Annotated in this window: 13 protein-coding genes; 6 read left to right on the top strand and 7 right to left on the bottom strand. The window is 45.3% G+C overall.

What is annotated here, in order from left to right:
* Positions 1 to 28: 28 nt before the first annotated feature.
* The 5 genes from E4N66_RS01280 to E4N66_RS01260 all read right to left on the bottom strand — a co-directional run bounded on the left by E4N66_RS01280 (position 29) and on the right by E4N66_RS01260 (position 5,422).
* Positions 29 to 964 carry a carbohydrate ABC transporter permease gene (locus E4N66_RS01280; RefSeq protein ID WP_253728666.1) on the bottom strand — a complete coding sequence of 312 codons (936 nt, stop codon included), beginning with the start codon at positions 962 to 964 and terminating at the stop codon, positions 29 to 31.
* A 122-nt stretch (positions 965 to 1,086) separates the two neighbouring features.
* Positions 1,087 to 2,394: an ABC transporter substrate-binding protein gene (locus tag E4N66_RS01275; protein WP_044014775.1), complete on the bottom strand. Its 1,308-nt coding sequence runs from the start codon at positions 2,392 to 2,394 to the stop codon at positions 1,087 to 1,089.
* 133 nt (positions 2,395 to 2,527) lie between these two features.
* The gene (locus tag E4N66_RS01270; protein WP_253728665.1) at positions 2,528 to 2,881 is read right to left on the bottom strand and encodes a cupin domain-containing protein; all 354 of its coding nucleotides are present in this window, start codon (positions 2,879 to 2,881) and stop codon (positions 2,528 to 2,530) included.
* 19 nt (positions 2,882 to 2,900) lie between these two features.
* Positions 2,901 to 4,475 (bottom strand): autoinducer-2 kinase, encoded by a 1,575-nt coding sequence (lsrK, locus tag E4N66_RS01265; RefSeq protein WP_253728664.1) that lies wholly within the window; start codon positions 4,473 to 4,475, stop codon positions 2,901 to 2,903.
* Positions 4,476 to 4,495: 20 nt separating this feature from the next.
* A complete protein-coding gene (locus tag E4N66_RS01260; RefSeq protein ID WP_253728663.1) occupies positions 4,496 to 5,422 on the bottom strand; it encodes a sugar-binding transcriptional regulator in 927 nt (308 codons plus the stop codon).
* Between the two features lie 301 nt (positions 5,423 to 5,723).
* On the opposite strand from E4N66_RS01260, the gene E4N66_RS01255 reads away from it, so the two are divergent.
* The 5 genes from E4N66_RS01255 to lsrF all read left to right on the top strand — a co-directional run bounded on the left by E4N66_RS01255 (position 5,724) and on the right by lsrF (position 11,354).
* Positions 5,724 to 7,226 (top strand): sugar ABC transporter ATP-binding protein, encoded by a 1,503-nt coding sequence (locus E4N66_RS01255; protein ID WP_253728662.1) that lies wholly within the window; start codon positions 5,724 to 5,726, stop codon positions 7,224 to 7,226.
* Positions 7,227 to 8,231: an ABC transporter permease gene (locus E4N66_RS01250; RefSeq protein WP_253728661.1), complete on the top strand. Its 1,005-nt coding sequence runs from the start codon at positions 7,227 to 7,229 to the stop codon at positions 8,229 to 8,231. It begins immediately after the preceding gene.
* Between the two features lie 4 nt (positions 8,232 to 8,235).
* On the top strand, positions 8,236 to 9,228 hold the full coding sequence (locus E4N66_RS01245) for an ABC transporter permease (protein WP_253673193.1): 993 nt from the start codon (positions 8,236 to 8,238) through the stop codon (positions 9,226 to 9,228).
* A 79-nt stretch (positions 9,229 to 9,307) separates the two neighbouring features.
* Entirely contained in the window at positions 9,308 to 10,387 is a 1,080-nt protein-coding gene (locus E4N66_RS01240; RefSeq protein WP_044014762.1) for a substrate-binding domain-containing protein, read from the top strand.
* 82 nt (positions 10,388 to 10,469) lie between these two features.
* Entirely contained in the window at positions 10,470 to 11,354 is an 885-nt protein-coding gene (gene lsrF, locus E4N66_RS01235) for a 3-hydroxy-5-phosphonooxypentane-2,4-dione thiolase (protein WP_044014760.1), read from the top strand.
* 139 nt (positions 11,355 to 11,493) lie between these two features.
* On the opposite strand, the gene E4N66_RS01230 is transcribed toward lsrF, so the two are convergent.
* Both E4N66_RS01230 and E4N66_RS01225 read right to left on the bottom strand, forming a co-directional pair.
* Positions 11,494 to 12,156 carry a methionine ABC transporter permease gene (locus E4N66_RS01230; protein ID WP_253728660.1) on the bottom strand — a complete coding sequence of 221 codons (663 nt, stop codon included), beginning with the start codon at positions 12,154 to 12,156 and terminating at the stop codon, positions 11,494 to 11,496.
* Positions 12,153 to 13,154, bottom strand: coding sequence for a methionine ABC transporter ATP-binding protein (locus E4N66_RS01225; RefSeq protein WP_044014756.1), 1,002 nt, complete (start codon positions 13,152 to 13,154; stop codon positions 12,153 to 12,155). The genes E4N66_RS01230 and E4N66_RS01225 overlap by 4 nt, the downstream gene beginning before the upstream one ends.
* A 156-nt stretch (positions 13,155 to 13,310) precedes the next feature.
* Here E4N66_RS01225 and E4N66_RS01220 point away from each other — a divergent pair, with 156 nt between their 5' ends.
* Entirely contained in the window at positions 13,311 to 14,813 is a 1,503-nt protein-coding gene (locus tag E4N66_RS01220; protein ID WP_253728659.1) for a Do family serine endopeptidase, read from the top strand.
* The last annotated feature ends 20 nt before the right edge of the window (positions 14,814 to 14,833 follow it).

Below are 14,833 nucleotides of genomic sequence, written 5' to 3'. Positions count from 1 at the left end.
TAACTCCTATGCGTCTTGCGGCGCTCTTTTAATAATCCGTCTCGTCGGGTTTTGACGAGCGGAATTGCAGCCATGTTAAAAGGAGCATCATTAAAAATAATACGATACTCATCGCGCTTGCACGGCCGATCCGCTGCAGCTTAATACCGGTCTGATAGATATTCAACGTGATAACGTTAATCGGCCCGAGCGACGCTCCATTCTGGGTAAAGAGATATTGGGTGCTGAACGTTTTTAAACACTGCAACATCGCCATAATTGAAACCAATACGACCGTCGGTTTGAGGAGCGGCAGCGTAATCGACCAAAAGACTTGGAATCTATTTGCACCGTCGATTAAAGCCGCTTCGTATACCACCGGAGGGATGGTTGAAAGGCCGGTAATAAAAAGAATAACGAAGTATCCGATATATTTCCAAAAATATACAATCATTGTAGAAAGTTGAAGCATCGTACTGTTTAACAGCCATTGATGGTCAACGCCGGGCGTGGAAAGAAGTTTATTAATCCAGTAATTTCCCAATCCGCGAGGGTCAAAAATCAGCAGCCAAATGGCTGCAGCGACAACCGATGATAGAATGGCAGGTGTGTAATACGCTATCTGAAAAACTTTTTTTAAACTGTTCCGCTGCAATGAACTGATAAGCACCGCAAACAAAAGACTTAATATCACAAGCGGTATAAATGTTCCGAGCGTAAACACGACCGTTGCACGCAGCGAATTTAAGAATGACATCGGATTATCGTATCGGGAAGCGTCAAAAATATAGAAATAATTTTGCAGCCCTACAAACTTAGGGGGAACATTACTGAGAACGCGCTTATCAAAAAAGCTTTCGATGAACGCATTTATAATGGGATAAAAACTGAATACAGTAAAAAACAACACTGCGGGAATAACAAAAATAACACCCCACCGTGCGATCTTTTTTTCGATACCGCCGCTTTTTTTTGAGTTAGACATAACCGCTTTTCCTTTTACCGATGAGTACTAGACCTGTTCAATAGCTTCGTTGGCGAATAGGTCGGCGAGTTCTAACTCGTACAAATAGCACGAGTTAGAACATCGCATTGCAAGGTAACTATTTATTTTTTATTTTCTTCGTCAAGAATTTCTTGAGCCGTTGCTCGCAAAGACTCAAGCGCTTTTTCAGGAGCTACACCGGACAGCATAACCGACTCAACTGCCGAGCGGATTGCCGTTTGCAACTCAGCACTGTTCGCTCCGTAATACACCATGTGTCCTTTGTTCATATCGTTGATAAATACATCGGAATACGGCATATCTTTGAGTGTCTGCGAATCGAGCAAGGCTTTGGTCGGCTGAATAATGTTACCGCCTTCGCGTAGGTAGTCTTCACCGTGCTTGAGTAAAAAGCCGATGAGCTTCCATGCAGCCTCCTGCTTCGCCTTGGAAATATCGTTGTTAACCATTAAGAAATGTCCGTAATAGCAAGCGGGAACTTCTTTAACTGCGTTCTTAAATTGAGGGAACGGAACAACCATCCATTCACCGCTATTATAGAAGTCGGGATTATCCTTGCGGATCCGTCCCTGCTGGTATAAACCGGTCGTTGCCATTGCAATGTCGTTATTGTCTTTGTTGAACAGGTTACGTGCGCTCTTGTAGGTGGGAGAGCCAAGGTTCTTTCCGGAGGGTCCCCAATCGCGCATAAAGGTAAGGAACTTGATCCATGCTTCATCGCCGACAATCGCTGTTTTTCCATCATCGCTGATCAGCTGACCACCGAGCTGTTCCACCATCGGAACAAAGGCAACAAGATAATACGGATAGCGGAAATCGAACCCTCTGCGCACCAAAATATCACCGTCGCGGATAACCAATTTTTCGGAAACAGCAACCATATCTTCCCATGTTTTGGGATAATCTTTTTCGGGATCCAAACCGGCATCACGGAAAATCTTCTTATTGATATAGATACACCAGTTGGTAATTTCAAGCGGCAGACCGTATACTTTTCCGTCTTTGGTTACGGCATTGAGGATTTCCGGCAAATAGCTGTCATAGATCGCAGCCTGATCGGCATAACCGGCGGCTTTGGGATCAACCGGAGCGACTCTACCGTTTGCAACATAAGAATATTCATCTTCGATAGATAAATTGAAAATATCAGGCCCCTGATTAGCTGCAAAAGCGGTCTGTACCAACTCAATCAGCTTTGCCGCGCCTTGCGTTGTCCGCTCTACTTTTATATTCGGATTTGCTTTTTCAAATTCGGCGATAAGCTTTGTTTCGAGCTCGGTACGGGCGGGGTCTTCATGCGTCCAATAATGAAGCGTGATAGGCCCCTCTTCCTTTTTTGCCTGAGTACATGACATAAGAGCTGCAATCATCAGCCCCGCAGACAAAATGCCAATCATTTTTTTTAACATAGATTTATGCTCCTTCTTGCCCACATCTGTAGATTTGGTTGATTACGATGCGGACATCTTTTTATTTTCGCATACTATCGCTGAAAGGTCAATTGAAAAAGCAAAGTATGTCAACAAGAGCGCTCTGTGGCCTTTATTCCAATACCGGATTATCCACCTCAATCTTATCGTTGTCTTGATAGGGGGCAAGCGTCGATACCATGCGCATCACGGCATTTGATCGATTGATAACATAATGAACTTCCTTAGGTTCAATATGGATGAATTGCCCCTTTGTCAGATGGTGTACGACGTTATCGACAACGATATCTACCTCGCCTTCAAGGATATAAAAATTTTCTTCCATTATGTTGTGATAATGCGCTCTAAAATCCTGTCCCGGTTGGAACTGCACTATCGCAAAATTCATTCGGGGGCCTTTCATCAAATACTTCGGCCCGTGATCCTGAAAACGATACTCTTTATCTTTTTCATCTACTATAAACATATTATTCTCCTATTATGCTCTATTTTCCGGTAATGCCAGGCGCAGCCCACATGTACTGCGTGATGCCGCGATCGCTCAAGCTGAGCTGTGCATCATAGATATCTCGCCATATTTTATACATTTCCATGTATTTTTTATGATGTTCCATATTCGGCTGTAGTGTCGTTTCGATTTTCACCATCGCCGCCGCCGCTTCTTTTATACTGCCGTATATACCGACACCTGTCGCCGCAAGCATTGCCGCCCCAAGCGCGGTTGCTTCTTTTACGACCGGTATGCGCAATGGAACACCGAGTGCATCGCATACGATTTGCGCCCACAGCCGGCTCTTCGCAGCTCCGCCGCCGAACGTTACCGCGGACGGCATTCCGCCGCCTTTTGATGCAACGAGTTGCATATGACCGTAAGTGATCAGCGCAGTGCTTTCGAGGATGGAACGGTAAAAGGTATATTTATTGAACAGCTCCGCTTCAAAGGTGAAGTTCGTAAACGTAGGGGCTGCATGACGCCATGCGGAAAAATTCATAACATCGCTAAATGTGCAGAACATACCGTTCGAACCGACCGGGATTTTTTCGGCGCGTTCATCCATCAGCGCATAGATATCTTTACCTTGCGCGGCAGCTTTTTTTTGTTCTTCGGTACAAAATCCGTCGCGGTACCAGCGCATCATCAGGCCGGGTTTAAATGCAAGCGCTTCATACTGCCAAAGGTTCGGCTGTACATGGCAGTTCACCCGTATATCGCAGTCGTCCGATATGCTTCCGCTTGCGGTGTTATATTCATATTGCCAAAATGTCCCACCGAAAACAGCCGCTTCATTCGCTTCCGTTACGCCGACTCCGATTGTACCAAGCTGGGCATCTCCGCCACCGACAATAATAGGAGTTCCTTCTTTCAATCCGGTTTCTTTAGCGCCCTCTTTGCTGACGTGGGAAACGAGCGTACCGCATTCCTGTACCGGCGGGAAGATATCGCGTTTAAGACCGCAACGCTCTGCAATCGTTTTATCCCATGTCCGCTTTATCAATGAAAAAAGCCCGCTTGTAGAGCCGTTACTCGGTTCCACAACCAGTTTCCCGCTCATTTTATAGATAAGCCAGTCGTTAAACATACCAATAGAAGCAATGTTCTCATATACTTCCGGCAAATTATTTTTTACCCAAAGGATACGCGGCAGCGCACTAAGCGAATACGTTTGTCCGGTCTCAAGATAAAGTTCATGTTCAAGAGAGAGCGACTTTTTTTTAAGCTGTACCACTTCGTCCGTACTGCGCGCATCGACATTGGCACATGCCCAGATTTCTTTTCCTGTCTTATCGTATAAGATAATCCCTTCGCGCATACAAGTTGTCGAAACGGCAACGATGTCGGCATTGTTGATGTGTGATTTTTCCATTACCCCGGCGATACAGCGGCGCGCATAGTCCCAATTTTTTTCCCAATCGAAGTTCATACTTCCGGGATATTTCGGATCTTCAAGATGCTCCCATTCTTGCTGTACGCATTCGATTTGATTTCCTTTTACATCAAAAATGACAGCGCGAACACTCCCCGTACCGGCATCGATAGCCATCAAATACTTTTCACTCATAATTATCTCCCAATACTCCTTTACTTATTTTCAATGAGCCACTCTGCGGTTGCTTCATCCGTTATGAGAATATTCGGGTACTGTCCCCGAAGCGCCGCTCTGATTGCAGTGCGTTTAACCGTTCCAGCAGCAACGGCAATGACATTGTGCAGTTTTTTTAATGCTTCCGGTGAATATGTGATAAGGCGTTCTTCGGTAGAAACCGGAATAAAAGTTCCGTTTTCGTCAAAAAAATGAGCAAGCACATCACCTGCAGCGCCGCGCATTTTGAGAAAATCGAAATCGTTTTTTTGTATGATACCGGACTTAATAACAGTCGCATTATCATCCATACCGCCGATGCCGATCACCGAACAGCTTGCCGTCGGGTGCATCCGCGAAATTTCAATAACGGCCGTTTCCTTTTTTATTGCGTCAACAATTTCTTTTGTCGATGCAACGAAAGGGGCCGGAATAAGGTAGAGTGATGCATTTCCGGCAGAGAGCTGCGTATTGAGCAGATAAATACTGACTCCGCCGGTAAGCGAGATATACGTCGGTTTCTTTTTTGAAATTTGCGAAAAATAGTTCATAAACCGTCCGGTCGTATCACCATATCCGATATTGATGATGGGAGTATCGGAGAAGTGTTCGTCGATGTACATAGCAGCCGCTTTCGCAACCGCATCGTTAAGCGTTTCGGGGGTATGGCGTTCATCGGAAGGGATTACAAAGGCATCATCAAGCCGGTAGATATCGATCAAATTTTGCTCGGTTTTCAGCCTGCCTCTAAAATCATTATGAATGCTGATTTGCACAACGTTTTCCCGTTCAGCTTTTTCAAGCAATCTTATAACACGCATACGGGAAATACCGAGCATATCGGCTATTTCTTTTTGCGTTTTCTTTTGTATGTAATAATACCATGCGATACGTACGATAAGCTCTTTTTCCCAATCATCCGTCATTGTGTTTTTCTTCTCCTAAAACGAACAAAATATCACACTATGAACATATTATCACATTAGATCTGAAAAAACAAGATTTAACCGATAGGTTATTAGGACTAATTATTCATTTTCTTCATAATTTAATTAACAAAACTTTAAAAACAGTAAGAAATTCCTATCTCGCTGAAATTTTGTTATTTTATCAAATATACATTTGACAAATCGTTTTTTTCGTCTTATACTTAAAATATTGATAAATGTTCATATCAAGAACAAAAGTTCTTTAATTTTTACTCTTGAGTGAGAGAGGAAACAACCTATGGATGAAAACGCAGCGCCGTTGCTGTCGGTAAAGAAAATCTATAAATCATTCGGTTCCAATGCCGTACTTAAAGGCGTTGACCTTAATGTCTACCCGGGAGACGTGCTTGCCCTTATCGGAGGTAATGGCGCCGGTAAAAGCACGCTGGTAAAGACCATTATGGGAATAAACAGACCAGAAAGCGGAGATATCCTTGTAGACGGAAAACCTATTCATTTCGGAAGTCCATCGGCCTCGCTGCATGCGGGAGTATATCTTATACCGCAGGAGCCGATGCTTTTTTCAAATATGACGCTTGAAGAAAATATTTTGATGGGGATTCCCGGTAAAAAGAAAGAACTTCATAAGCGTCTTATGGATATTATGCAGCAGCTCGGCTGGAAGCTCGATTTTGATAGAACAGCGCGTACGCTTTCGATTGCGGAACAGCAGTTGGTAGAAATCTTACGCGGTCTGATGCGTGAGGCGCGCATCATGTTTTTTGACGAGCCGACATCTTCACTTACATTTGAAGAGGTTAACTCTCTTTTTGACATTATCGCCGAATTGAAAAAAAAGAAAGTCGGCGTCATTTATATAACACATCGTTTAAATGAAGTATTTGCTATAGCAAACCGCATTGCGCTTTTGATAGACGGTACTATTACGATGGATGGCGACACTAAAGACTTTACATACGACATGTTGTTAAAAGGACTCGCACCTGAAAGTGTCGAAAAAATGCTCGAAGAAGAAACGATTGAGACGACGGAAGTCGAAAAAAAAGAGCCGGTACTTTCACTTAAAACCCTCAGCGGCTACGGTTTTGCCGATGTCAATCTTGATGTCTATCCCGGAGAAGTTCTCGGTATGACCGGTGTCGTAGGAGCCGGTAAAACGGAGCTTGCAACGACGCTTTACGGCCGTGATAGAGTGCTGAGCGGAAAAGTGTATTTAAACGGTGAAGATATTACGGGGTTGAAGACCAAGCGGATCATTGCAAAGGGGATCAATTATCTTCCCGAAGACCGGTTTTTAAACGGAATTTTTAAATTGACAACGGTGCGTAATAATATTACCTCTATAACACTTACAACGTTAAAGCGAATGCTTATCAATACCGTACAAGAAAAATCGCTTGCAAAAAAATACATCGATGAATTTCATATTAAAGTTACCGGCGACGGCCAGATAATGGGTTCTCTTTCCGGCGGCAATCAGCAAAAAGTGATTATTGGAAGATGTTTTTCTACAAATCCGCACCTTGTTATTCTTGACGAACCGACGCGCGGTGTTGATGCGGGAGCTCGCAGTGATGTGTACGCGATTATCAAAGAGCTTAAAAAAACAGGCGTAGCTATCTTACTGATTAGTTCCGATATGGAAGAAATCATTACAATGAGCGATCGGGTGGTTACCATGTACCGTGGTAGAATTAATCATGAATTTTCAAAAGATGAAATAAACGAACAGGCGCTGATGGCGGCTTCTTTCGGTGTAGAAAAAGGGATGGTTGGATAAATGCAGTATATATCCTTTAAGCGGATTTTTAAGGCAAGAAGCCTCTTTTCGCTTGCGGTAGTAGTTATACTTTTTCTTCTTGTCGGTATTGTTAATCCCGATTTTCTCGGTACGCGAAATTTAATGCAGACGGTAAACTCAAGCGTCGTATTTGCGCTTTTGTCTATCGGTATCGCATTTGTACTGATTATCGGTGAAATCGACGTTTCAGTCGGCGCAGTGATGGGGTTGACTGCTGCGGTAAGCGCAACGTTAATTCGTGACGGCAGTCCGTGGTCGCTTGCTATTTTAGCGGCCGTCGGAATCGGTATCGTATGCGGACTCATAAACGGCTATGGGCTCGTATATCTCGGCATTCCTTCCATTATTATGACGCTTGGTATGAACGGTGTTATCCGCGGTCTTATCTATGTCTATACCGGCGGAAAATGGGTTGAAAACATTCCGTTTGAGTATAAGGCGATCAGTCAAGCGACTGTCGGCGGCATCACTTACATTTATTTGGCAACGTTCATTATCGCAGTCGGCGGTTCGCTATTACTGCGGCGTATTGCCGTAGGACGAAATTTTTATGCCGTAGGAGACAATATCGGCGGCGCCGAGCTGGTCGGTATTCCGGTAAAGCGCACGCGGATAAGCGCCTTTGTGCTCAGTTCGTTCTTTGCCGCCGCAGCCGGTTGTATCTATGTAAGCCGCATCGGATTTGTTACGCCGATTGCAGGAAACGGTTACGAAATGAAAGCGATTGCAGCCTGTGTTCTGGGCGGCATCAGTCTGTCCGGTGGTGTAGGTTCGTTGTTCGGTGCGCTGATAGGAGCCATCATCATGGCGTCGATAGACCGCATCCTCGTATTTTTAAAATTTTCTTCCGATTATGACAGCACGATTACCGGTATTTTATTGATTACGATTGTTACGATAGACGGGTTGGTACAGCATTATGCGGCTGAAAAGGCACGGAGAACGCGCCTCTTAGCAAAGACAGCCGGAACGGAGAGTAGGTAGCGATATGGGAAAGAAACGGTTTGCTTTTACAAATGAATTATTGCTGATTGCCGTTATTGTATGCGAAATTATCTTATTCGGTATGTTGAACCCGCGCTTTTTACGTCCGATTGTACTGCTCGGTTCAATCAATGACTTTATTTCGATCTGCATCATCTCGCTTTTTGTAACGATGGTTATTATTGCCGGCGGGATGGATATTCAGGCAGGTTCCATAGTCGGCCTTTCGTCAATTGTTGTAGGTGTATTTTTTCAAAGCGGTGTAAATATCTATGCGGCCTGTTTGCTTGCGATTATTGCAGGTATACTGTGCGGACTGTTAAGCGGTTTTATCATTGCGTATACCAATGTGCCGCCCATGGTTGTAACACTTGGCGGTTCGTTTTTATATTCCGGTTTAGCGGTTTCGATTACCCGTATTGCAAAGGTTGAATTGTACAAGGGTATCAGCGGTTTCCCTGCTGCATTTACGGCAGTTACGCAGTTCCGTTTTTTTGGAATTATTCCTTCTCAAATTTTATTGTTTTTAATTATGGCGATAATTGCCTATATTATTCTGCACCGTACTGCCTACGGACGTTCCGTGTATTTGTGCGGTATTAACTCGAATGCTGCCGAATTTTCCGGGGTAAATACGCGATTTATCAAGATGACGACGTATGCGCTTTCCGGAGCCGGTGCGGCAATCGCCGGGATTGTACTTACCTCATATCTTGGTACCGCAAAGGCGGACTTTGGTAAAGAATTAACCCTGCCGGTTATAACGGCCGTCGTACTCGGCGGTACGGCAATTACCGGCGGGAGCGGCAGTATTTTCGGGACGGCGCTTTCTGCGCTGGTAATCGGAATTATGCGATTCGGTTTATCGATGGCAGGAGTCAATACTCAGTATCTTGATATACCGGTCGGCATGTTACTGCTCATTATTGTTGCATCTCGCGGATTTTCCGGGAAAGGCTTTTCGAGCAATCTCACCGGTATTTTCCGCAAGCGATAGGGGATGACATCTTTAATAGCTCTGCTTTTAAAGATGTCTATAGGTGAAAACAACGGACGACAAAATCAGGAGGTAAAAAATGAAAAAACTGATGTCGATTATGTTGGCAGCGCTCTTGGTCGGCGTACCGGTATTTGCCGGCGGCTCAAGTGATCAGGGCTCTGGTGGTTCAAAGAAAGACGTTGTTGTCGTATTTATTCCGAAAATCAGCGGCAATGCTTTTTTTGAAGTAGCAAATGAAGGCGCTCAAAAACTGGCAAAGCAGGTCGGTTTTACCGTAAAGTATGACGGCAGCCCCGATGCAGCAGTGGCGAATCAGGTTAATATCATTAACAATGCTATTCAGCAAGGTGCCGATGCAATCTCAATTTCGACCGTTGATGCAGCCGGTGTCGATCAAGCATTGAAAGCAGCGCGCAAGGCCGGTCTTGCCGTTATGACATGGGACTCCGATTCCAATCCTGATGCACGGCAGCTTATGACATCTCAGGGAACCCCCGATATCCTCGGCAAAATGCTTGTAGATATGGGCGTTACCTCTCTTAAAGAAAGAGGTAAAAATCCCGATACGGATGTTATCAAATACTGCTGGCACTATTCTCAGGCAACGGTTACCGATCAGAATTCATGGCATGTCGCAGGCGAAGCTTATATTCGCCAAAAGTATCCCAAATGGGTTAATGTTGCGCCGGATAACTATTATTCGAACCAAGATGCGGAACGTGCAATTACAGTTGGAGAAGCGGTTCTGTCTGCGCATAAAGATATCGACTTAATTATTTGTAACGACTCGACTGCTCTTCCCGGTCAGTGTCAAGCCGCACAAAACCTTGGTCTTAATCAGAAAAAGGTAACCATTACCGGTTTTGCAACACCGAATGCGATTAAGGGCTATTGCCGTGCAGGTATTCTTACTCGCTGGGGTTTGTGGGATTGCGGTATTCAAGGTGCAATTTCCTGTTACCTCGCCTACTGGGCAGCAACAGGACACAGCATGAAAGTCGGCGACACGATCGATATTCCCACCATCGGTAAGGTAACTATTCAGCCGAACACGGTACTTGATCCGAAAGCTTATACGGCAAACGATTCCGGTGTTGTATTGCTTCCGGAGCGTGCAGTATTCACAAAAGAAAACATGGATAAGTATAACTTCTAAATAGAGGTTATAGGGGAATCTTTAAAGACACAGCCGTTTTTAGAGGTTCCCTGTTATCACTTTTAATGATAGGAATGATAGTATGGCAGATTTAGATGGTTTAAAAACAGCTCACGATTATTACACGGATGTCCCTTTTGCCGTTGACGGAGCATTTTATGTCAAGGGGGCAGGCAATCTCGACTGGGGTATGAAAAAACACCTCTCGAATATCTTTAATCCTCAAACCGGTAATACCGTGATGTTCGCATTTGATCACGGTTATTTTATGGGGTCCGTTTCGGGGCTCGAACGGCTCGACCTTTTAATTCCCCAGCTTAATGACCATGTCGATGTCCTTATGGCAACACGAGGAGCATTGCGCACCTGTGTGCGTCCCGACTGCAAAAAAGCTATTGCGCTCAGAGTATCTTCCGGTTCTTCTATGGTACAGGATGACTTAACCCATGAAGTTGTTGCCGTCAATATTGAAGATGCGATAAGGATGAATGCTGACTGTCTTGCAGTTCAGACCTTTATCGGCGGCGACGGTCAGCTGGAAAGCATCGATAATCTTTCTGCGGTTATTAATGCGGGAATCCGTTATAGCATACCGACTCTTGGCGTAGTCGCAGTCGGTAAGAATATGGAGCGCACCGCACAGTATTTTAAACTTGCAACACGTATTATTGCCGAACTCGGTGCAAACATTATAAAAACATATTATTGCGAAGATTTTGAAGAAATCGTCGCTGCATGTCCGGTGCCGATTGTAGTAGCCGGTGGAAAAAAGCTCCCCGAACAAGAAGCGCTTGCATTGGCTTATCATGCAATCCGTGACGGAGCCCGCGGCCTTGATATGGGACGTAATATTTTTCAGAGTGCTCATCCTGTAGCGATGGCCGATGCAATCGGAAAAATCGTTCACCACAAATATACCGACAAAGAAGCATTTGAATTCTATACGGAACAAATTAATAAAAAATAAAGGTACGACCAGGGCAAACAAATCTGACATGTTTGCCCTTTCTCTCAGCTTTTTAGTAGGAAGGCTAATTAATCAGTACTACCTCTTCATCCTTAATGCAGCTTCCCAGTCTTTACAAAAGACAGTGAGCGAGTATCTCCTACCGCCGTTTTGCAAGTGCCGTACTGATCCTCGTGCCGATAAATTGAATAAGCTCTACCATCACTAAAATGACGATAACCGCTGCCAGCATAATATCACTGCGGAACCGCTGATAGCCGTATCGGATTGCCAAATCGCCGAGACCGCCGCCGCCGATTGCACCTGCCATTGCCGAATACCCGATAAGGTTGATAATAGTCAGTGTAATGCCTGCAACGAGGGGCGGCAGCGCTTCCGGTATCATCACTTTAAAGATAATCTCCATAGTGGATGATCCCATCGCGAGAGCTGCTTGGATAACACCGCGGTCAATTTCCAGCAAGGCGTTTTCGATAACCCGCGCAACAAAGGGGGCGGCGGCGATGGAAAGCGGCACTACCGTTGCGGCGGTTCCGATGCTGGTACCGATGATGAGCCGCGAAAACGGAAAGAGCAAAATCATCAATATAATAAACGGGAATGAGCGTAATACGTTTACCACCCGATCGATAAGTTGATGCAACACCGGTCTCGGCATAAGGTTCCCCTCCGCAGTGATGCACAGCAGCACGCCGAGCGGCGCTCCGAGTATAAAAGAAAAAAGCGTAGAAAAGAATACCATTATAAGCGTTTGCCCCGTCGCCGTTCCTACCAGCTGCACTAACGTTGACCATGAATTCATTTGCGTGTCTCCTCTACTTTGATACCGTTTTGATTAAGATAAGCAAACGCTTTTTGCATATCTTCGGGTGAACCGTTAATATCGACAAAGAGGGTTCCGACCACCGTTTCCCCGACCTTTTGCATACCGCCTGCGCAGATGTTAAATTCAATATTGTAATCGCGGGAAATTTTACTCAAGACCGGCTCGCTTGTTAATTCGCCGGAGAACCGGAGCGTATAGGCGCCGCCGCTTTTAGACCATCGGATAAGCTGCGTGTCTTCGGGATTGAGCGGGTTGATATGCATTAAGAAGTCTTTGGTTACTTCCGATTTCGGAGCAGAAAAAATTTCACGCACGGAACCCGTTTCAGCTACGGCGCCGTTATCGATAACGGCCACTTGTTGGCAGCAATCGCGCACTACTTCCATCTGATGCGTTATCATCACAACGCTTAAATTCATATCCTTTTGCAGCCGCTTGAGCAGTTCCAAAATTGAGCGTGTCGTCTGCGGGTCAAGTGCGCTTGTCGCTTCATCACAAAAGAGGATATCGGGAGAAACCGCCAAGGCACGAGCAATAGCCACCCGCTGTTTTTGTCCACCGGATAGGGTACTTACCCGCGCATCGCCGCGTCCTTCCAGCCCGACAACGTGCAGCATTTCTTCCACTTTTGCTGCAATAGCACGCTTCGGCATTCCCGCAATTTCAAGCGGATAGGCAATATTGCCCGCAGCCGTGCGCGATGCAAATAAATTGAAATTTTGGAAAATCATCCCGATTTTTTTATGCTGATTTCGTAAGAGCTTGCCTGTCAAGGTGTCTACGCGGGAGTCTCCGTAGTAAATCTCGCCCGAGTCCACCGGTTCTAAAAGGCTTATCAGCCGCACGAGCGTCGATTTCCCCGCGCCGCTTTTTCCGATAATACCGAAAATCGTATGAGAAGGAATTTCAAGGCTGATATTATCAACGGCTTGAAGTTCTCCGTACCGTTTATTCACGTTTACTAACCGTATCATCCATACATACAAACAAAATATAAAATCTCTGTCAAGTTATTATTGCCGATGGGTGTATCATAATAGTATGTTATATGTTTAAGAAACAGTTGATACACGAACGAGGGCTTCTAAAACCTACATCTTTTATAGCGCTCTCATATTGGAGGTAAACTCATGTATTTAAAACGAAAGTTTAAAACGGTACTGTCATGTACTGCACTGTTGAGCATGGCCGTAATGATTTTTGTATCATCTTGCTCTGCAAGTCCTGCTTCGGCAACAACGGTTTATGCCGATACAAAACATTCGGAAGCAATCACAAAAGAGACGATTTCCTTGCTGGAAGGGCTGCAAATCGCAAATCGACAAGTGTCTGCGGCAATTTTGCCGTCAGTAGTAACGCTTTCGGTTACGGAAATTAAGAAAGTCCGCAATCCTCTCTCGGGGGATGGCTTCCCGTGGTTCTTTTTTGGAATGCCTAATCAGAATAACGGTGAAAAATCCGAAGGGAATGACGGCGGCGAGCAGGAATATAAATCAGAAGGTATGGGCTCGGGCGTTATCGTCCGTAAAAGCGGCAATACCTATTACGTGTTGACTAACCAGCATGTTACCGGTACGGCGGAAAAGATTATCGTCAAGTTGTATAACGGGCATACTGCCGAAGGAAAACTGGTCGGCGGCGATCAGCGGCGGGACATCGCATTGGTTTCGTTTGAATCCACCGAAAAAGACATTGCCATTGCCGAATTAGGCAATTCCGATGCGGTAGAAGTCGGCGATATCGTTTTTGCCGTCGGTTCTCCGCTCGGATATGTTTCGACGGTTACTCGCGGTATGGTCAGCGCGGTTGGGCGATCGGGCGGGCCAAATAATAATATCAATGACTTTATCCAAACCGACGCGGCAATTAATCAGGGAAACTCCGGCGGCCCGCTTGTTAATATCTACGGGCAAGTTATCGGTATTAACACATGGATCGCATCGTCAAGCGGTGGTTCACAAGGGCTTGGATTTTCCATTCCGATTAATAACGTCAAAGGTGCAATCGACTCGCTCATTTCCGACGGTAAGTTGAAATACGGCTGGGTCGGAGTCCAACTGACAAGCGCCGACGAAACGGTTATGAAAGCTCTAGGGCTCGGTGAAAAAGCCGGCGCTTTGGCTATCGATATCTTCTTAGGTTCCCCTGCGTTTAAAGGCGGTATCCGGCCGGGCGATTTTGTCGTTAAGCTGAACGGCAAAGAAGTAAAGAGTGTCGATCAGCTGGTACGCGATGTCGGCGATCTCCGCAGCGGAACAACCGCAGAATTTGTAGTTATCCGTGATGGCAAAGAACAAACACTTTCCGTAAAGATTGAAGAACGGGATCAGAACATCGTTACCGACTCGTCAAAACTCTGGCCGGGATTTATCGGTTACGAGCTCACTGATGAAGTACGCGATAAATTAAAGCTTGATAAAAAACAGGCGGGAGTATTGGTCACCAACATTACCAATAAAACACCCGCAGTCATTATCGGGCTCAAATCCGGCGATGTTATTACTGCGGTAAACGATGTGCCGGTAGCAAATATGCGCGAATTCTATCGCGAATTGTCAAAGGTTAAAAAAGAAGTGTGGTTCGATGTATTGCGTGAAGGACAAACGTTATCAACTTTACGCTATAAGTTTTAAGTTAAGATAAAGGCTAAAAT

It is taken from the genome of Treponema sp. OMZ 857, from assembly GCF_024181085.1.
Taxonomy (GTDB): Bacteria; Spirochaetota; Spirochaetia; order Treponematales; family Treponemataceae; genus Treponema.
The sequence above is the reverse complement of the archived record's forward strand: the minus strand, read 5'-3'. Positions and strand labels throughout refer to the sequence as shown.

Bases quoted from the DNA above. Each gene is read 5' to 3' on its own strand.
- lsrK (WP_253728664.1), bottom strand. From the start codon at position 4,475: ATGAGTGAAAAGTATTTGATGGCTATCGATGCCGGTACGGGGAGTGTT.
- E4N66_RS01275 (WP_044014775.1), bottom strand. From the start codon at position 2,394: ATGTTAAAAAAAATGATTGGCATTTTGTCTGCGGGGCTGATGATTGCA.
- E4N66_RS01225 (WP_044014756.1), bottom strand. From the start codon at position 13,154: ATGATACGGTTAGTAAACGTGAATAAACGGTACGGAGAACTTCAAGCC.
- E4N66_RS01260 (WP_253728663.1), bottom strand. From the start codon at position 5,422: ATGACGGATGATTGGGAAAAAGAGCTTATCGTACGTATCGCATGGTAT.
- E4N66_RS01230 (WP_253728660.1), bottom strand. From the start codon at position 12,156: ATGAATTCATGGTCAACGTTAGTGCAGCTGGTAGGAACGGCGACGGGG.
- E4N66_RS01250 (WP_253728661.1), top strand. From the start codon at position 7,227: ATGCAGTATATATCCTTTAAGCGGATTTTTAAGGCAAGAAGCCTCTTT.
- E4N66_RS01245 (WP_253673193.1), top strand. From the start codon at position 8,236: ATGGGAAAGAAACGGTTTGCTTTTACAAATGAATTATTGCTGATTGCC.
- E4N66_RS01270 (WP_253728665.1), bottom strand. From the start codon at position 2,881: ATGTTTATAGTAGATGAAAAAGATAAAGAGTATCGTTTTCAGGATCAC.
- E4N66_RS01280 (WP_253728666.1), bottom strand. From the start codon at position 964: ATGTCTAACTCAAAAAAAAGCGGCGGTATCGAAAAAAAGATCGCACGG.
- lsrF (WP_044014760.1), top strand. From the start codon at position 10,470: ATGGCAGATTTAGATGGTTTAAAAACAGCTCACGATTATTACACGGAT.
- E4N66_RS01220 (WP_253728659.1), top strand. From the start codon at position 13,311: ATGTATTTAAAACGAAAGTTTAAAACGGTACTGTCATGTACTGCACTG.
- E4N66_RS01255 (WP_253728662.1), top strand. From the start codon at position 5,724: ATGGATGAAAACGCAGCGCCGTTGCTGTCGGTAAAGAAAATCTATAAA.
- E4N66_RS01240 (WP_044014762.1), top strand. From the start codon at position 9,308: ATGAAAAAACTGATGTCGATTATGTTGGCAGCGCTCTTGGTCGGCGTA.